This window comes from Desulfonema magnum (genome assembly GCF_017377395.1).
GTDB classification, from domain to species: domain Bacteria; phylum Desulfobacterota; class Desulfobacteria; order Desulfobacterales; family 4be13; genus Desulfonema_C; species Desulfonema_C magnum.
The window spans coordinates 1,506,741-1,524,342 of the sequence record NZ_CP061800.1; the positions used below are offsets into that span (position 1 = coordinate 1,506,741).

Annotated in this window: 13 protein-coding genes; 6 read left to right on the top strand and 7 right to left on the bottom strand. The window is 41.3% G+C overall.

Features of this window, described 5'->3' with window-relative positions:
* Positions 1-18: 18 nt before the first annotated feature.
* Together dnm_RS05985 and dnm_RS05990 are read right to left on the bottom strand one after the other, a co-directional pair.
* Positions 19-429, bottom strand: coding sequence for a hypothetical protein (locus dnm_RS05985; protein ID WP_207681784.1), 411 nt, complete (start codon positions 427-429; stop codon positions 19-21).
* The gene (locus tag dnm_RS05990) at positions 417-659 is read right to left on the bottom strand and encodes a hypothetical protein (protein ID WP_207681785.1); all 243 of its coding nucleotides are present in this window, start codon (positions 657-659) and stop codon (positions 417-419) included. The genes dnm_RS05985 and dnm_RS05990 overlap by 13 nt, the downstream gene beginning before the upstream one ends.
* Positions 660-694: 35 nt before the next feature.
* Here dnm_RS05990 and dnm_RS05995 point away from each other — a divergent pair, with 35 nt between their 5' ends.
* Complete coding sequence (locus tag dnm_RS05995; protein WP_207681786.1) at positions 695-1,339, top strand: J domain-containing protein; 645 nt, start codon at positions 695-697, stop codon at positions 1,337-1,339.
* Positions 1,340-1,357: 18 nt separating this feature from the next.
* Here dnm_RS05995 and dnm_RS06000 read toward each other — a convergent pair whose 3' ends face one another.
* From dnm_RS06000 to dnm_RS06020, 5 genes are all read right to left on the bottom strand, one after another.
* On the bottom strand, positions 1,358-3,466 hold the full coding sequence (locus dnm_RS06000) for a SpoIIE family protein phosphatase (RefSeq protein ID WP_207681787.1): 2,109 nt from the start codon (positions 3,464-3,466) through the stop codon (positions 1,358-1,360).
* A 119-nt stretch (positions 3,467-3,585) separates the two neighbouring features.
* The gene (locus tag dnm_RS06005) at positions 3,586-4,281 is read right to left on the bottom strand and encodes a SagB/ThcOx family dehydrogenase (protein ID WP_207681788.1); all 696 of its coding nucleotides are present in this window, start codon (positions 4,279-4,281) and stop codon (positions 3,586-3,588) included.
* A 2,337-nt stretch (positions 4,282-6,618) separates the two neighbouring features.
* A complete protein-coding gene (locus tag dnm_RS06010; RefSeq protein ID WP_207681789.1) occupies positions 6,619-6,894 on the bottom strand; it encodes a hypothetical protein in 276 nt (91 codons plus the stop codon).
* Between the two features lie 182 nt (positions 6,895-7,076).
* Positions 7,077-8,231: a hypothetical protein gene (locus dnm_RS06015; RefSeq protein WP_207681790.1), complete on the bottom strand. Its 1,155-nt coding sequence runs from the start codon at positions 8,229-8,231 to the stop codon at positions 7,077-7,079.
* Positions 8,232-8,316: 85 nt separating this feature from the next.
* Positions 8,317-10,599, bottom strand: coding sequence for a tetratricopeptide repeat protein (locus tag dnm_RS06020; protein ID WP_207681791.1), 2,283 nt, complete (start codon positions 10,597-10,599; stop codon positions 8,317-8,319).
* 967 nt (positions 10,600-11,566) lie between these two features.
* Between dnm_RS06020 and dnm_RS06025 the strand changes: the two genes are divergently transcribed.
* The 5 genes from dnm_RS06025 to dnm_RS06045 all read left to right on the top strand — a co-directional run bounded on the left by dnm_RS06025 (position 11,567) and on the right by dnm_RS06045 (position 17,597).
* Positions 11,567-11,758, top strand: a complete 192-nt coding sequence (locus tag dnm_RS06025) for a hypothetical protein (RefSeq protein WP_207681792.1) — start codon at positions 11,567-11,569, stop codon at positions 11,756-11,758.
* A gap of 136 nt (positions 11,759-11,894) precedes the next feature.
* Positions 11,895-12,173 (top strand): PxxKW family cysteine-rich protein, encoded by a 279-nt coding sequence (locus dnm_RS06030; protein ID WP_207681793.1) that lies wholly within the window; start codon positions 11,895-11,897, stop codon positions 12,171-12,173.
* A gap of 799 nt (positions 12,174-12,972) precedes the next feature.
* On the top strand, positions 12,973-14,193 hold the full coding sequence (locus dnm_RS06035; RefSeq protein WP_207681794.1) for an aspartate kinase: 1,221 nt from the start codon (positions 12,973-12,975) through the stop codon (positions 14,191-14,193).
* Between the two features lie 119 nt (positions 14,194-14,312).
* The gene (locus dnm_RS06040) at positions 14,313-15,632 is read left to right on the top strand and encodes an aminotransferase class I/II-fold pyridoxal phosphate-dependent enzyme (protein WP_337833601.1); all 1,320 of its coding nucleotides are present in this window, start codon (positions 14,313-14,315) and stop codon (positions 15,630-15,632) included.
* Positions 15,633-15,773: 141 nt separating this feature from the next.
* Entirely contained in the window at positions 15,774-17,597 is a 1,824-nt protein-coding gene (locus dnm_RS06045; protein WP_207681795.1) for a chloride channel protein, read from the top strand.
* Positions 17,598-17,602 lie beyond the last annotated feature (5 nt).

Consider the following 17,602-nt stretch of genomic DNA (forward strand, 5'->3'; position numbering starts at 1 on the left):
AGCAGAATACTGATGACTTTATGATCTCGTTCCCATGCTTTGGCGTGGGAACGCTATTCCGAGATGTTTATAACGTCGAGTGAGGAAAACATGCTTCTGACAAGCTTCTCTGTCCGGATTTGTACGGGACGCGAAGCGTTCCCTCTGCATTCCCACGCAAAGCATGGGAACGAGAATTCCGAGATGTTTATAACGTCGAATGAGGAAAGCATGCCTCTGACAAGCTTCTCTGTTCGGATTTGTACGGGACGCGAAGCGTCCCCTCTGCATTCCCACGCAAAGCGTCACTGCCATTAAGTTAAGCTTCCGGAGTGCGAAAATTATTTTTCGCATCCCTGCCATTAAGTTAAGCTTCCGGAGTGCGAAAATTATTTTTCGCATCCCTGCCATTAAGTTAAGCTTCCGGAGTGCGAAAATTATTTTTCGCATCCCTGCCGGAAACTCTTTTTGCCACCCCGGATGAGTCTTAACTTAATGGCAGTGACGCAAACCATGGGAACGAGGAAAACAAAGAAAATGTCTGTTGCGCCGGAGTGCCAAACTTGCAGTTTGGCAATCTCTCCGATATCCGCCAGACCGGGACTTTTCTGCCAAACTGCAAGTTTGGCACTCCGGATAATCTTACAACGAAACATAAAAATGAGATCAAAAATTCTCACTTCTCTTTTTTTTATTAACAGGTTGATCTGTAAAAATGAACATTCGGCGATGTTTTGAAATACTTGAAATTAATATGGGGGCTTCTTCCGAAGAAGTAAAAAAAGCACATAAAGATTTGGTCTTTATCTGGCATCCGGACCGTGTCACTTCCAAAAATCCCCGGCTGAAACAAAAAGCCGAAAAAAAATTAAAGGAAATCAACGCGGCTTATACAAATGTATTATCTTTTTTATCCGAAAATCCGGGATGTTATAAGACGACAAAACATAAATCTGATAATGAACCAGAGGAAGAAACCTCAGCCCCTTCCCAAGATACAGATGAAGCAGATAAAGTTAGTGTTTATTTCAGACAGGGGATTGCTTATGGTGAAGCCAATAAACATCGCCAGGCCATAAAATCTTTTACCAAGGCTATCCGTCTCAGACCGAACCATGCAAATGCCTACTACAATCGGGGTGTCGCTTATAACAACACAGGAAATTATAAGCGGGCCATAAAGGATTTTACCCAGGCTGTTCATCTGGATCCAAATTATTCTCTGGCTTATATTTACCGGGGATACATCTATGCGGATTTAGATGATTTTGAGCGTGCATGCAGCGATTTTCAGAAAGCGTATGAACTGGGAAATAGCGTGGGAACAGAATGGGCCAGAAAAAGAGGATTTTGCCTCTGAATCAGAATCATTCCTAAGTCATGGTTTTTTTCTTAACTGTTTAAAAGCGAATCCCACCATTGTCAGATCATCCCGCCTTTCATTATCCCCCCTGAATTCTTCAAACGTCTGAATAAATACTTCCCGTTGTTCCTCAAAAGGGAGACGCACGTTTTCTTTCAGCAATTTTTTAAATCGGCTGGTGCCGAACCTTCGCCTCTTTTTTCCCCCGACCTGATCTGTAAATCCGTCTGTTGCCATATAAAAAGACATCCCTTTTTCAAGCCGAATCGTATGATTGGTGAAATTGAATTTCAGATCGGATTTTTTATAGCCAATGCTTTGCCTGTCTCCCTTGATGACCTTTACCTCATCATTGTGAACATAGTACAGGGGCAGTCTTGCGCCCGCAAACGTAAGGGCAAAATAGTAAGGTTCGGGCGCGCCGGGCCATCTGAGGTCAGACACAAAACATATGGCGGCATCCAGGCCGTCGTCAGAAGGTGCGTCCTTTTTATCCTGCTGAAGTGATGTCTTGACGATGAAATTCAGTTCTTTCAGTATCTGGGCAGGATTCCGACACCCTTCATCCTTTATGATTCTTCTCAGGCCGGAAGACGCGATCATGGTCATAAACGCGCCGGGAATGCCGTGCCCCGTGCAGTCAATCACTGCAATCACAAAGCCGCTCTCAAAAGAATCCTTAAAAAAGATATCTCCGCCCACAACATCCCTGGGCATCCAGATCACAAAGCTGTCCGGGAGATAAATACTCGTTCCGTCCAAATTCGGCAGCAAAGAGCTTTGTATGACTTTGGCATACCGGATGCTGCTCATTATCTTCTGATTCGCTTCCTCGACCTGCTCAAGGGTCTGGTTGATCTCACTGTTCTTGAGATTGAGCTGTTTTTTTGTCTCTTCGGCTTCTTGAAGCGCCTCATTTAACTCATTATTTTTTAAATTAACCTGTTTTTTTGCTTCCTTGATCTGTACAAGCATTTCATTTAACTTGTCATTTTTGAGATGAAGCTGTTTTTTGGCTTCCTCAGCTTCCCGGAGGGTTTTGTTCAGTTCAATATTTTTGAGATTAAGCTGTTTCTTTGCTTCCTCAGCTTGGCGGAGACTTTCGTTTGACTCAGTATTTTTCAGCTTTAGCTGGTGTTTTGCTTCCTCGACTTCCTGGAGAGTTTCATTTAACTTGATATTCTGCTGACTGAGCTGTTCTTTTACGACCGTAAAATTTTTATTGGTCTGTTTTACCGCATCCATTATCTGCTGTCGTTTGGCAGATTCAGCTTTTTTGAAAGCTTCCAGATTTTGCTTTTCTTCGGTAATGTCCCGGGTGATTCCGATGATACCCATAATCTTGTCATCATGTCCGTAGTAAATGGTTCTGAGCGTATGCAGCAGGATTTTTCTGTTTTCCGAATTTGTGACCCATTCTTCGCTGAATTTTTGTTCAATTTTAGTGAGAACCTCTTCATCCTGTTTACGGAAGCGTTCGCCTATTTTTTCCGGAAAAATGTCCAAATCCGTTTTTCCGATAATTTTGTTCTTATGAACTCCCGCAAATTCCGCAAACGCGGTATTGCATCCCAGGTAAACGCCTTTCTTGTCTTTACAAAAGATCATATACGGAACCGAATCAATCAGGCCCTCTGCAAACGTCAGCGTCTTTTTCAGCACATTTTCTATTCGTTTGTATCTGGAAATCTCATGAAACGTCTGCTGAATGATCCGTTTGTTTCCGGCCATTGTCACAGAAGCGGTGATATAAACAGGTATAATTTTTTTTGATCGGGTTATCACTTCTCCTTCATAGGCAAATCCATAGTTCTGTTCATAACCGAAATTATATTTTCTCTCTGTCTGAATCTTAAATGTTCTGACATAATATTCAGCTTTTTCAGGCGGATGAAGCGTTAATTGAAGATATCCGACAATCTCCTCCCGTGTCTTTTCAAAAAGCAATTCTGCTGATTTGTTGCAGTTAATGATCAGTCCCCGCTCAGTTTCGACCCATATAATTGCATCTTTTGAATGTTCAAATGCAACTCTGTACTCTTCCACTTCCAACACGACCACCCGCTGGCGCAATTCTTTTAATTCAGCGATAAGCTGTGTTTTGTCTTTGTCTTCATCTTTCATTTCCGGTCTCCAAGCCAGATATCCGCCCATCTTCACTTTTAAAGCCAAAGCTGCTCAACATCTATATTCTGTTTTATTTTCGCCTCTGTATTCGTTGAAAGGCTGAATAAAGATCTGAATTATTCATTTGCTGGTCCGACCGGCATGATATAAAGAGGATGTTCGTTCGCATCAAGATTCATTATTTTTTTCAAATCATTGTCATCAAAAGCGCCGACAGGGACAGTACAAAGCCCTGATGAAACTGCCTGTAAAAAGACATTCTGGGCCGCATGTCCCACCTCTATGTGGACATATCTTATGCCCCGCTCGCCATATTTTCTCGTTGTCCGCTCATAAACCGCGCAAAATACCAGAACAACAGGGGCCTTTTTTATGGCACTCTGACCTAATGCGGCACGGCAGAGTGCCGCTCTTTTATCACCTTCTGCGGTCTTTATCAGTTCATGTGTGTGAGGTTTGTATTTGTAAATACCCGCGTCAGGCTTATCTGCTTTTCCTACTGCAACATAGATCTCAAGGGGGTAAAGCGCACCCGCCGAAGGTGCGGTTCTGAATCCCTCCGCGTGTGTCATTCCCTGGGCAGCCCAGAGCAACTGAGAAATTTCAGCGAGCGTGACAGCCCTCTCACCGTAAGTTCTGACGGACCGCCTTTCATGTAATGCTCTTTCCACGGACACGTCGCTGTCATATCGGGATTCAGGGAGTTTTATAACCTTTGACGTATTTTTGGCAACCATAGTGTCATACCTCCCTATTTGAAAGAATGTGACCATAATCAGCAGGATTATCCCGCCAATAATAATTTTTTTCAAGGATTTATTCATATAAACGGCCATGAGCGGTCCGCTCACAACGAAACATGAAAGAACTTTTAACTTCAGTCACTTTATTAACTTCAGTCACTTCGGACACTTTCATATAAACGGCCATGAGCTGCCGGTCACAACGAACGATGAAAATTTTATATTTTTTCCTAACACCTAACACTTAACACCTAACACTAAACACCTGACACCTGACACCTGACACTTTCATATAAACTCCCATGAACTGCCGGTCACAACGAACGATGAAAGTTTTGTAGTTCTTCCTGACACTTAACACTTAACACTTAACACTTAACACCTGACACCTGACACTTTCATATAAACGGCCATGAACTGCCGGTCACAACGAATGATGAAAGTTTTACAGTTTTTCCTAACACTTAACACTTAACACTTAACACCTGACACTTTCATATAAACGGCCATGAGCGGTCCGCTCACAGCGAAACATGAAAGTTTTACAGTTTTTCCTAACACTTAACACTTAACACCTGACACTTTCATATAAACGCTCATGAAAAAGCTGGTTTTTTCACTCCCCGGTTATGAAAATATTTTCAGTCAGAACAGATAAAAAACCCGGGGTTTCAGACAGTATTTTCATGGTAAAAGCCCGTCATAATGAATGATGAAAGTTTTATAAGTACCTAATCATAAGTTTTTAATATTCGCCCGAGAAAGAAACCCGGCTTTTTTTCCGGAATGACGCATCTCCGACAAAGGAAAAAGCCGGGTTTCTCCGCTGCCCGCAGAAAAAAAATATATAAAAAACTTTTGCTCAGGTACTTAATTTTTTCCTGACACCGACCACTGAACACCAGACACCCTGTCAGATATTTGCAAAAAAGAATTCCAGTGCAGATTATTCAAATATAATCAGATATTTATAATGATGACACAAATCTATAAACAATTTATTATATATACTATGAAAAAATATCTGTGCAACAAGTTTTATAAAATTCACCTGATCTTAAAAAAAATAATAATGATTCAAGAAAATTATGGTGATACTGTTTAAAAAATCAGCTAATATTGCTGAAGATCAGCAGAAGGATATCATCGCAGGCCGCATGATTGATGACTCGGACGGAGCATGATTTTTCCGCGGAGAGCCTGGGCATTTTGATAACTTGATGACAAGGGCAGGGGCTTTATGGCCCCTGGTGCTATGATTTTGGGGAAATGGAATCTGTTTGGCGTATTTGGTGGGGCATTGGTCTTTGGGTTTGCTGACGCATTGCAGATCAAATTGCAAATTTCAGGGGGTCGTGTGCCTTACCAAATTCTCGGTATGATGCTGGGGTGATGAAAATGTTTCCAAGGCTCTGAAAAAGCTGATCCCATTTTTGTTCCCCGCATTTTTTAACTGGCTGATTTTTAAGTCATAAAAAAAATACGGAATAAAAATGGGATCGCAATTGTCAGCCCGGTTTGTGACATTTTCATCACCCCAGTATGATACCTTTCGTTGATAATGATTGTGCCGCACCAGCGACGGACGGCGTTCCTTATGAACAAGACAGGTAATAAAATGCTCCGGTCCGAAGCATCAGAAAATTTGAAAAGCAAAGCTCCAATTCAGGATATACTGACAAACTTCTTAAAAGGAAATCATTCTTTATAAATAATTGGACTTTGGACGAAATATCAACCCAAAATGAAAATGTTATATATCACACTGATTTAATAATATAAAACATTAACTATTTAAAATAATTATAAAATATTATTTATCATTCTATCATATTGATATTTTTGTTAATTATTTATTTGGGAGTTTGAGCAACTGCTGATTTTCCCAAACTCCCGAATAAATATATTTCAATAAAATCAGACTATTATAGCTAAATACAGAAAAATAGCTATAACCGTTTGATATTATTTGCATTTAATGACAATTAAAAATAATGTAATTATTTTAGACAATTGTTTTAAAGCAAATTTGTTTGTCCAAAGTCCAAAAATAAACGTAAAGAATTTAATCGCTGATTTCCATCTGTGACTGCCGGCTTTTCGTCACTTGTTTGTGTCAGACAGACTACAGGAAGCGGACATTACATACTTTCTTTTTGGACTTTGGACAAAATATCAACCCAAAATGAAAATGTTATATATCACACTGATTTAATAATATAAGACATTAACTATTTAAAATAATTATAAAATATTATTTGTCATTCTATCATATTGATATTTTTGTTAATTATTTATTTGGGAGTTTGAGCAACTGCTGATTTTCCCAAACTCCCGAATAAATATATTTCAATAAAATCAGACCATTATAGCTAAATACAGAAAAATAGCTATAACCGTTTGATATTATTTGCATTTAATGACAATTAAAAATAATGTAATTATTTTAGACAATTGTTTTAAAGCAAATTTGTTTGTCCAAAGTCCAATTTTTTGAAAACTTGGAATAAAAATATCCTCATCTTCAAAATTTTTTACAAGTGTTTCCACATTAAAATCATATGTTTCAGTATGTATTTGCCTTTTTTCCGGCGGAATATCTAAAATCTGAACTTCTTCATCTTTATATAGGAAAAAGGATATCTGCAAATTTTTTAGATTTATTTCCCATTGCTGTAACACCTTTTTAGTATTCTCATTATTTCTTCGCCTGACAATTCGAGAGAGAATTTCCCGGGCTGCGCTGAAATTTCATTTCAACACGCCTTCAAAAAGTGTGAGCTGCTTTTTGGATAAAATAAAAGTCACCAAAAATCAGAAACAGATCTGAGGCAGGGATTGGTTTTCGAAATTGATATGAGAAATTATTTAAGCGTAAGGTTATCTAAGAATTCAAGGTCTTTTGTCTGGCTGTTTTTAGTGCCGATGGTAAGCACCTCAATCTTGTTATCTTTTGATCTGCTGAAATAAAGGCGTCCCTTATATCCGAATATCACCTCCAGAATGGTATGCCGGCTTTTTTTTCCGAACACTTTTCTTTTAATTGTCACGATATCAGGGTTTTCGTTCAGTTGGTGAATGATCTCCTCACCTTTTATTTTCAAGTCATCTGAAAGCCCGGCAAAGCCGCTGATAGCCCTTTCATTAATGGACAAATTTTTGTAAAGCGCTCTGAATCGCTTGGCATCCGAGTCCTTTATTTTTGGCTTGCTTTCTTTACGCCCGCCTTTTTCAAGGCGTTTTATTTCTTCTTTTAAGGTGTTGATTTCCTCCTGCTGCTCATTCTGGAGCGCAAGATTTTTTTTGAATTTTTCCTCAAGCGCGACAATTTCTTCTATCATCTCATCTTCATTCCGGCTGGCCTTGACCTTCTCATTTTCAAGCGTTTTTTTTATTCGTGCGGATTCAGAACTCAGTTTTTCGCGCTCCCGCTCCAGGGATTTTAATGTTTCAAAATGATTTTTCTCCTGTTCAAGGAGCCGGTCTATTTCCCTGGCCTTCTCCGATTCTGCCTGTCTGAGCTTTCGGACACCTGCCCTGTAATAAAAATAAAGCACAAGCAGAACGATCAGGATATAAGAAAAGAGGATTACATTCGAAAACAGCGTATTATGACCGATCTTCAGGTCAATGACAACCTCGGGACCTTCATTCATAAGCCTGTAATTATCCGCAGCGATTTCCATGAGATCCGGAGGCCGCAGAGGATCTGAAAATTCTTCTTCAAAAACTGGCGGATATAAAATTTTACCTCGTTTTGTAATGACAGTTACATTTAAGTTTACACCCCATGATATCAGGGGCTTGCTCTGAATATAGAGATCAATATTTTTCTCAATGGCATCTTTCAGCCTGAGACTTCCGTCAAACAGATGGCCTGTGTCGCCGATATAAATTTCTTCAATCTCGTCTGCATACCTGTGCCTGAGATGGTTCTCTGTGTATTGTATTGAAAATATATAAAGAACCGGCGGTAAAAGAATACATAAGATAAATATTTTAAACGAAAAAAATTTCATTGGTGTCTGTTGTCCGGTGTCTGGTGTTCAGTGTTTAATAATTGTCAGTATTAAATATTAAACACTAAACACCAAAACATCAAGTTTACAATTCGGACAATATCCGTTTTGCCTCGTCCGCGCCGTCAAAGTTTTTATCCAGATCAAGGGCTGCTTGCAGTTCTTCTTTTGCGCGGTCTGTCTTTCCTTTTTTATAATACGCCAAACCAAGATGATAATGTACGATGGGATTTTTAGGGAGTTTTTTCAGGCTGCCCTCAAATTGCATTATCGCATTGTCGTACATCTCTTTTTTATAATAAATCCATCCAAGCGTATCCATCACCCCGGGATCATTGGGAAGCTTGGCTTGTGCATCCCGGGCAAGGGTCTGAGCAACAGAAAGGTCTCCTTTGTGTTCAGCAAGCAGATAGGCGAGGTTGTTGGCAGCCGGTGCAAATCCGGGGTCAATTTCAAGCGCTTTTCTGTAATGTTTTTCTGCAAGATCAAACTTTTTCTGCATCTCGTAAATCGTACCGATAAGCATGTGGGGATTTGCCCGGTCCGGCACTCTCTTAAGAATAGCCTCATACTGAGCAATAGCCTCATCCTCTTTTTTATCTTTAAGGTAAATTTCCGCCAGTGCATAGTAAGCACGGATGGAATCCGGATTGTGTTTCAGAACTGCTTTGAAAGATTTTTCAGCTTTCTTTGTTTTGCCCTGGGCAAGATAAAGCCCGCCTTTTAAATTTTCGATGATTGCCAACGCCGCGGAAGATTCTTTCACCTTTTTCATCTGCCTGTCACACTTTTTAACGGCCGTATTAAACTCTTTTTTTGAGGCGTGCAACAAGATAATATTGGTAAAAACGTCCATCAGTTTGGGATTAAAAGACATGGCTTTTTCAAAATTTGACATGGCAGAATCGTAGTTTTTCTGCTGACGATATAAAAGTCCGAGACGGTAATAGCCCGCGGGATTATCAGGTTCCAGTTTGATCAGTGAGTTGAACATCGTCTCTGCCTTCTTGTATTCTTTCTTATACAGATAAGTATTGGCAAGGGTCATGGCTGCCTGATAATTTTCAGGTGACATTGCAAGAATGCTCTTACTTTCATTTTCAGCCAGATCGAGATTTCGTTCGCGGAGATAAATATCGGCCAGCATGAGTTTTGCCTTTACATATCTTGGCTGTAATTTGACAGCCTCTGTCAGAGACGTCTTTGCTTCTCTTAACTGGTTTGTGCCGAAATGAGCGACCCCTTTAAAATAATGTGCGCGTTCAGCCTTAGGATCATCTTTGACCAGTTCCTCAAGTAATTTGACAGCTTCCTCAAACTCGCGCTTGACAACAAGAAGTTCTCCTTTAAGCAGCCGGGTCGGGAAATAGCCCGGGCTTTTTTTCAAAACCTCTGCAATATATTTTTCAGCCTCATCCGGTTTCTTGTCTTTAAAGTAAAATCTGGCGAGTGAATGTATGACCCCGATATTATCAGGTTTGAGTTCCAGAGCCTTCTGATACATGGGCAGGCATTTATCTTTTTTACCGACAACTTCGTAAAATCTGGCTGCAACCATATAAAATTTTATGTTTTCAGGTTCAATTTCAATGGCCTTCAGATATGCGGCCTCTGCCTTATCTGTTTGTTTCCGCATAAAGTGAAAGTTGCCAAGAACAGTCTGAAGATTTCCGTTTTTCGGATTCATCTCAACGGCTTTTTTTAACTCCGCTTCAGCCTGGTCAATATTTTTTCTGTTGATATAAAAATTGAAAAGAGCAAGGCGGGATTTTACGTCTTTGGCGTCACGTTCAACGATTTCCTTCAAAATTTTTTCAGCTTCGTCAAATTTTTCCTGACGTTCCAGCACGCGGGCCAGGTTCGGATAAACGCGCGGCTGCTTACTGTCAATAGTCAAAACCTTTTTTAAATCAGCTTCAGCCTGAGAAAATTTCTGAGCCTGCTCCCATATTCCCGCGGACAAAAGCAGGGCATCAACATTGTTGGGCTCCTTATTCAGAACAAAATCAACTCGTTTTCTTGCTTCCTCAAATTGTCTGGCAAGAAAATAAAACGTTGCAAGCTTAAATTTGACATCTGCGTTGTCCGGGGCAAGGCTTTCAGCCCTTGAATATTCGCTGAAAGTTTCTTCGGCTTTTGCAAGCTTCAGATAGGTCTCACCAAGTTTTATCCGAGCTTTAGTGTATTTGGGGTCAATCTGCAGCGCCTTCCTAAGTTCAATTTCCGCATTTTTATACTCCCCTTTTTCAAAATAGGCATTACCTTTTTCAAGGTAGGTTTCTTTCTTTTTTTCATCGGATTTACAGCCAAAAACAGTAATAAGCAAAAACAGAAAAAGCAAAAAAAGAATTCTTTTCAAACTGATCATTCTCTACCTCCGGAAAAAATTTTTAAAATTACCTGACACAATCAGAAACAACTTAGAATATCACCCCTGCCAAATAAGTATCAGACCATAAGTTTTTTGATATCTGCCCGGAAAAGAAACCCGGATTTTCCCCGGATCATGCTCCCTTCCTCGCTGAAAATCCCCGGAGTTCTCCGCCGCCCGCAGGAAAAGATATATAAAAACTTCTGCTCAGGTACTTGCTTCATATCCAACAATATCAATAGGTATAAATCTCTGCATACCTTATATGAAGTATAAACTTACAATTTGAAATCAGCAAATGCAATAAAAAAAATGGTAAAGTATCCATACCCGGGTTTGATATTTCTACAAAAAATTTTATCAAAAATATTATATAACTCAAGTTGTCACCTGCTGAGGCGGCACCTGACACACGCCGGCTGATTGAAATACAACATCATCCGACGGCCCCCAGGCATTATTCCCCGGTATTCTTATAAACGCGCTCTTTCAAAACTGTTACCAAATGTGGTAGTACTCAACCAAATAAATGCTGACGGGCTACTGGATATGTAAGACAATTTTTCAAATTGTTTTTCGGACAGTTTGAAAAACTGTCCCGCATGATTCTCATTCGTCCGTTTTTTCCGAATTGCACCCCTCGGAACTTATTTGGTCGGGCAGCAGTCCTGCAAAGGCAGTGATGAATCCCGTTCAGTCACCGAATATCAGGACACGGAATCTCATTCATCAGTGCTTGTGCAGGGCCGCCCAAAATGTTTTTGATCTGCTGATAATTAACTTACAAATTTTATAATTTTTTTATGACAATTTCTCATCGAAAAAATCTCATCAGAGTTACTTGAATTTTTCTGATTCAGAACAAAACATGCCACATTCAAAGGTCATGAAAAATCCGATTTTTTCACCCCCGGTCATGAAAATGTCATAAAAGTAAAAAATCCGATTTTTTCAGAATCAGCAGATGGAAAGTTCACACACATACCTCGTTCCCACGCTTTGCGTGGGAATGCCTTTCGGAGGCTTCGCGTCCTGCGACGTGCGGACTTGCTCCCGTGTCAGACGGATTCGGGACGCGAAGCGTCCGCGCTGCATTCCCACGCGAAGCGTGGGAACGAGATTAATGAAGGATATTCAGGATTTTTTTATTGTTTGAATCTTATCTGATTTAAAGATTTAAATTTTGGGTTGACAAGCCATATTTACCTGATTATTTTTTTTCATTAAAAAAGGGGGAAAACAAATTTTCATCTTTTTTAAATTTATTAGCAACAAAAAGGGGGGTGATTCCAATGGTTTGTACAACAGTAAGAAAAGGTCAGGAATGTCCTTTTATGACTGCGAAAGGCTGTTCTTACAATGGTGGGATTTGCCATGAGGCCGTGGAGCAATGCAACGGCTGTAATCGCAGGATTGAATTTTCATCCGCATGGTTCTGTTCAGCCAGTCCTGAACCTGCACTGAAATGGAAAAACGGAAACTGTAACCTGGCATCTCATGTGAGTTCGGCTACTGCCTCAACTCAGAAAAAGATCAATCCGCTCAAGGCATCTAAACGAGGGGCGAAGTAGTCCCGCTCATGATCTTAAAAAACCCCGTCCGGTTCGAAGGCGGGGTTTTTTTTATTACCAATCCTGTTCTTTTCTGTCTTATTTTCCCCGTGGGTCATCTTCTTAAAAAAGAACCTGTAGCCGGCAGATTTTTACAGTCTCGCTCACGGTCCTTTTTTTAAAAAAGGGGAAATTAAGTACCTGTGCAAAAGTTTTTTATATAATCTTTTTTCTGCGAACGCGGAGAAACCCGGGCTTTTCCTTCAGGGGCGGCGGATCATTCCGGGGAAAAAAGCCGGGTTTCTTCCCGGGCAAATATAAAAAACTTTTGCTCAGGCACTTACAAATTTGTCGTTGCCACCGGGAGTTAATACAAAAAAACGGGATGCATAGGAAGAAATGCTCATAAAAAAGCCAGTTTTTCCCCCGCTCATGAAAATATTTTCATGGTAAAGGATCATATCTTCCCTTTTTATCATCCTCTTCTTACACAAAATTCTTGTAGTGAAAAACAGGGGAGGGAAATATCCCGCAACTCAGACTTTTTTTCTTCGTTGCAATTATTATGTATGACAAATCATATCATGCAAATATACATATAAATCTGTAACTGTTTTTTTATGTTGCAATTTCTTCTTTAAACTATTACAAGAAAAAATTTATGCAATATCAGGGATAAAAAAAACATAACTCAGAGTATTTGAAAATTCGATAATTCATTTTGTAAAAAAGGTTCTCTGTAAATGATATTTTTTCGACTATATAAGTGTTCGATAATAGCTTGGCAATCTATTGCCCACTTGAATTTTAAGGAGAAAACATGGCTATAATTGTACAAAAATTTGGCGGCACGTCAGTTGCCAATCCGGAACGAATTCGCAATGTCGCGAAACGTGTTGCTAAAAATTTCGACCAGGGAAATGATATGGTTGTCATCCTTTCAGCAATGGCAGGAGTTACCGACAGCCTGATTCATCTGGCAGGCCAGATGGCAGATTCTCCTGACAGGCGTGAACTTGATGTCCTGCTCGCCACAGGGGAGCAGACAACTGCCGCTCTCCTGGCCATGACATTGAAGTCCATGAATTATCCTGCCGTATCCCTGCTTGGGTATCAGGCGGAAGTTGTCACGGACCATAACTACAGCAACGCCCGTATTCTGGACATCGGAGCCAGTCGCATAAAAGAGATGCTTGAAAAGCGTAACATTGTTGTTGTCGCAGGATTTCAGGGAACTGATGCGGAAGGGAACATTACCACCCTCGGAAGAGGCGGTTCTGACACATCTGCCGTGGCAATCGCCGCTGCCCTGAAAGCAAATGTCTGTGAAATTTATACGGATGTTGACGGCGTCTATACCGCGGACCCCAATGTATGCAGCAAGGCAAGAAAGCTTGACAAAATTTCCTGTGAGGAAATGCTTGAAATGGCAAGTCTGGGGGCCAAAGTCCTGCATATCCGGTCGGTTGAATTTGCATTAAAACACAATGTTACCGTGTATGTAAGATCATCATTCAATGAAGAGGAGGGAACCATGGTAATCAACGGAGACCATGACATGGAACGTCCGGTTGTATCCGGAATCACTTACAGTAAAAATGAAGCACGAATAACCTTGAAAAAGGTTCCGGATCAGCCGGGAATTGCAGCAAAAATATTTTCTCCCATTGCCGATGCCAAGATTAATGTGGATATGATCATTCAGAATACCCGCGCGGAAGGGCAGACGGACCTGACCTTCACTGTTCCGAAAACAGAATTTAAAAAAGCACTGGATATAGAAAGAAAGGTCGCCGAACAAATCGGTGCGGAACAGGTACTGGGAGATGAAAATATTGCAAAAGTATCTGTCACTGGCATCGGAATGAAGAGTCACTCCGGCGTGGCCTTAAAAATGTTTGATTGTCTGGCTGCTGAAAATATCAATATTACAATGATCAGCACATCGGAAATCCGAATATCCTGCGTGGTCGAAGAAAAAAAAGCAGAACTTGCTGTTCGTGTGCTTCATACGGCTTTCGGACTCGATAGAGAAGAATAGTGATTTGGAATTTGTGATTTGGAATTTGTAACTAATCTCTAATCTCCAATAACCAATTACTAATTACTAATCCCCAATCCCCAATTACCAATTCCCAATTACCAAAAGAAAGGAATAAAATGAGAATAAATCCGATTGCACAAGAATTAAATGCAATTATCAAAAACGGTAATCCTCATCTGATGGAAATGTTTTCCAAAACTGGCAGAAGACTTTATTTCCCCAAAGGAATTCTCACGCAATCCGCTGAGGCCAGGCAAAAAGCGTATGATAAGTTCAACGCCACCATCGGAATTGCCACAGAGGGTCTCCATACCATGTGTCTCCCCTCGGTCATGTCTTACATCAATGAAATTCGGCCCAGTGATTCTCTCACGTATGCGCCTTCCTTTGGGATTTTTGCTTTAAGAGAGATGTGGAAAGAATCCATGTACGAAAAAAATCCCTCTTTAAAAGGCAAATCTGTCAGTCTGCCGGTGGTCACCAATGGGATAACGCACGGCGTCAGCGTGTTCGCAGATATGTTTGTTGACCCGGATGACGTCCTTATTTTCCCGGATAAAATGTGGGGAAACAACTATCTTATCTTGTCTGTGAGAGGAGATGCTGAAATTCGTAATTATCCTCTGTTTGCCGAAGGAGGAGGATTTAATCTTGACGGGTTTGAAGCTGTTGTCAGACAGGAAGCTGAAAATAATTACAAGGTTGTTGTTTTTCTAAACTTTCCTAATAATCCGACAGGTTATACTGTAACCGATGAAGAAGGCAAACGTATTGCCGAAATATTAACCAAGGTGGCCGAGGAAGGAACCAATATCATTGCGGTAACTGATGACGCTTATTTCGGGCTTCGTTATGAAGACGAACCCATGAAAGAATCGCTTTTTTCCCGATTGTGCGACTGCCATCCCCGACTGCTGGCAGTTAAACTGGACGGCGCGACCAAAGAGTTGTTTGTATGGGGTCTCCGGGTAGGATTTGTCACCTACGGCACAGTCATAGAAGGTGATCATGCGATTTTTTACGACGCTCTGGAAAGAAAGACCGCAGGTAATATCAGAGGCTCTGTTTCAAATGCCAGCCATCTGGGGCAATCCCTTGTTTTCAAGGCATTGAAATCTCCCAATATTCAAAAAGAGCGGGAAGAAAAAATAGACATCCTGAGAAAAAGAGCGCTCCGGGTCAAGGAGGTTCTGGCTAACCCCAAGTATAATGATGTATGGGAAATTTATCCCTTTAATTCAGGCTATTTCATGTGTCTTAAACTCAAAACCGCGGATGCTGAGGAACTGCGTTCGTATCTTCTGGACAAATACAAAGTGGGTCTGATTTCCATCGGCAAAACAGATCTGAGAGTGGCTTTTTCTTCTGTTGACGAGGAAAATATTGAAGCCTTGTTTGAGTCTATTTATAAAGGGGCTAAAGAATTGGAGGCTTAAATTTGTTTTGCAGGCTCAGGCGGTTTTATACGTTGAATTGGTTCGGACTTAGTCAAAAACGATAATGTGACCAACAAACAGAATAGGCAGCTATAAAAAAAAATTAAAAACAGTTGTATTCTAAACGGTGAAACAAGCTTTATGCTCTCTTTTTTTAAAAAAAAGTTTAAACGACTTACGTTTCGTAAGGAATTATATACTCACGCGGGCAAATGGGCTTTTTATTTTCTTATCATAGGCATCATAGCGGGTCTGGGTTCTGTAATTTTCCATTATCTTTGCCAACTCGGTGTTCATTATTTTATGGACATGATGGCCGGATATCGCCCGCCCGCCCCTGCGGGAGAACATCATCTGATTCCTCCCACAACCACATTGTTTAATCACTGGGTATTGCTGTTTCTGCCCGCACTGGGCGGCCTTGTGAGCGGATGGCTGGTTTACACTTTTGCGCCCGAGGCAGAGGGACACGGCACGGATGCTGCCATTGACGCGTATCACAGAAAAGGGGGATTCATACGGAGCGCTGTCCCTATCGTTAAAACCATTGCCTCTTCCATTACGCTCACAACAGGCGGTTCAGGGGGAAGAGAAGGTCCCATTGCTCAGATCGGTGCAGGGTTCGGATCTTTTCTCGCGACTACCCTGAAACTGTCTGACCGGGAACGCAGGATTATGATGGCTGCGGGCATCGGGGCAGGTGTCGGCAGTATTTTCAGAGCGCCGCTGGCAGGTGCTCTTTTTGCCGCGGAAGTATTGTACAAAGACCCTGAATTTGAATCCGAAGTAATCATTCCCGCGGGAATTTCCTCAGTGGTGGCATATTGTCTGTTTTGCCTTGTTTTCGGCTGGGGGTCCTTGTTCGAGGCCCCTGATTTTCAGTTCCGCAATCCTTTGGAATTAGGTCCTTACCTTGTTCTTGCCTTTGTTCTCGTCGCAACAGGGGTTTTTTACATCAAAGCCTTTTACGGCGTGACTCGGATTTTCAAATCCGTAAATGTGCCGAATCATATCAAGCCCGCTATCGGAGGACTCTGTACCGGCATCATGGGGTTCTTTTTGCCTCATACCCTGGCCTTTGGTTATGGTTATGTGCAGCAGGCCCTTGATCCGAAAATCCTCATAAGCGTTCTGACCATTCCGTTTCTGCTCTCTCTTGCCATTGGAAAAGTAATGACCACTTCTTTTTCCATCGGATCCGGAGGGAGCGGCGGTGTGTTCGGTCCGTCCGTGGTCATCGGAGGCGCAATGGGCGGCGTGGTCGGAAAAATATTCCACCAGATCATGCCGGGCGTTGTCACTGAACCGGGCGCTTTTGTTATTGTGGGGATGGCAGGATTTTTTACAGCGGTTTCAAATACACCTATTTCAACAATTATATTTGTCAGCGAAATGACCAACTCTTATCATCTGCTCTTGCCGAGTCTTCTCGTATGTTCCGTTGCTTATCTGGCATCACAGCGATGGACCATTTATGTTAAGCAGGTTAAAAGCAGAATTGATTCCCCTGCCCATGCAGGAGAATTTTTTGTGGATATCTTGCAGGCCATCAAGGTCAGAGATCTGATGGGTCTTGTGAAAAAAGTGGAGCTTATTCCTCAGGATATGTCATTTCATGAGTTTAAGGGTTATTTTTCCAAGACAAAGCAGCATTATTTCCCTGTGATGGATGAGCATAAAAGACTGATCGGCATATTCTCCAGCACAGATATCAGGAGTGTGCTTTTTGCCACCGGCATTGAGGACCTCATACGGATGAAGGATATCTGTACATCTGAGATTATTGTGACCACGCCCTCGGATGATCTGAATTCCGTGCTTCAAAAATTCACCATAAAGAACATAGACAGCCTTCCTGTGGCAAGAGATGATGATCGCGGCATTCTTATCGGGATGCTGAACCGGAGAGAGGTGATCACGTTTTACAATGATATGATACAGGAGATGAAGGCAAAGGCCGCCTGATGCTA

Excerpts from the sequence above, each read along its gene's own strand:
- dnm_RS06025 (WP_207681792.1), top strand. The coding sequence starts at position 11,567 with ATGGAAAGTTCACACACATACCTCGTTCCCACGCTTTGCGTGGGAATG.
- dnm_RS06015 (WP_207681790.1), bottom strand. The coding sequence starts at position 8,231 with ATGAAATTTTTTTCGTTTAAAATATTTATCTTATGTATTCTTTTACCG.
- dnm_RS06045 (WP_207681795.1), top strand. The coding sequence starts at position 15,774 with ATGCTCTCTTTTTTTAAAAAAAAGTTTAAACGACTTACGTTTCGTAAG.
- dnm_RS05995 (WP_207681786.1), top strand. The coding sequence starts at position 695 with ATGAACATTCGGCGATGTTTTGAAATACTTGAAATTAATATGGGGGCT.
- dnm_RS06000 (WP_207681787.1), bottom strand. The coding sequence starts at position 3,466 with ATGAAAGATGAAGACAAAGACAAAACACAGCTTATCGCTGAATTAAAA.
- dnm_RS06030 (WP_207681793.1), top strand. The coding sequence starts at position 11,895 with ATGGTTTGTACAACAGTAAGAAAAGGTCAGGAATGTCCTTTTATGACT.
- dnm_RS06020 (WP_207681791.1), bottom strand. The coding sequence starts at position 10,599 with ATGATCAGTTTGAAAAGAATTCTTTTTTTGCTTTTTCTGTTTTTGCTT.
- dnm_RS06040 (WP_337833601.1), top strand. The coding sequence starts at position 14,313 with ATGAGAATAAATCCGATTGCACAAGAATTAAATGCAATTATCAAAAAC.
- dnm_RS05985 (WP_207681784.1), bottom strand. The coding sequence starts at position 429 with ATGCGAAAAATAATTTTCGCACTCCGGAAGCTTAACTTAATGGCAGGG.
- dnm_RS06035 (WP_207681794.1), top strand. The coding sequence starts at position 12,973 with ATGGCTATAATTGTACAAAAATTTGGCGGCACGTCAGTTGCCAATCCG.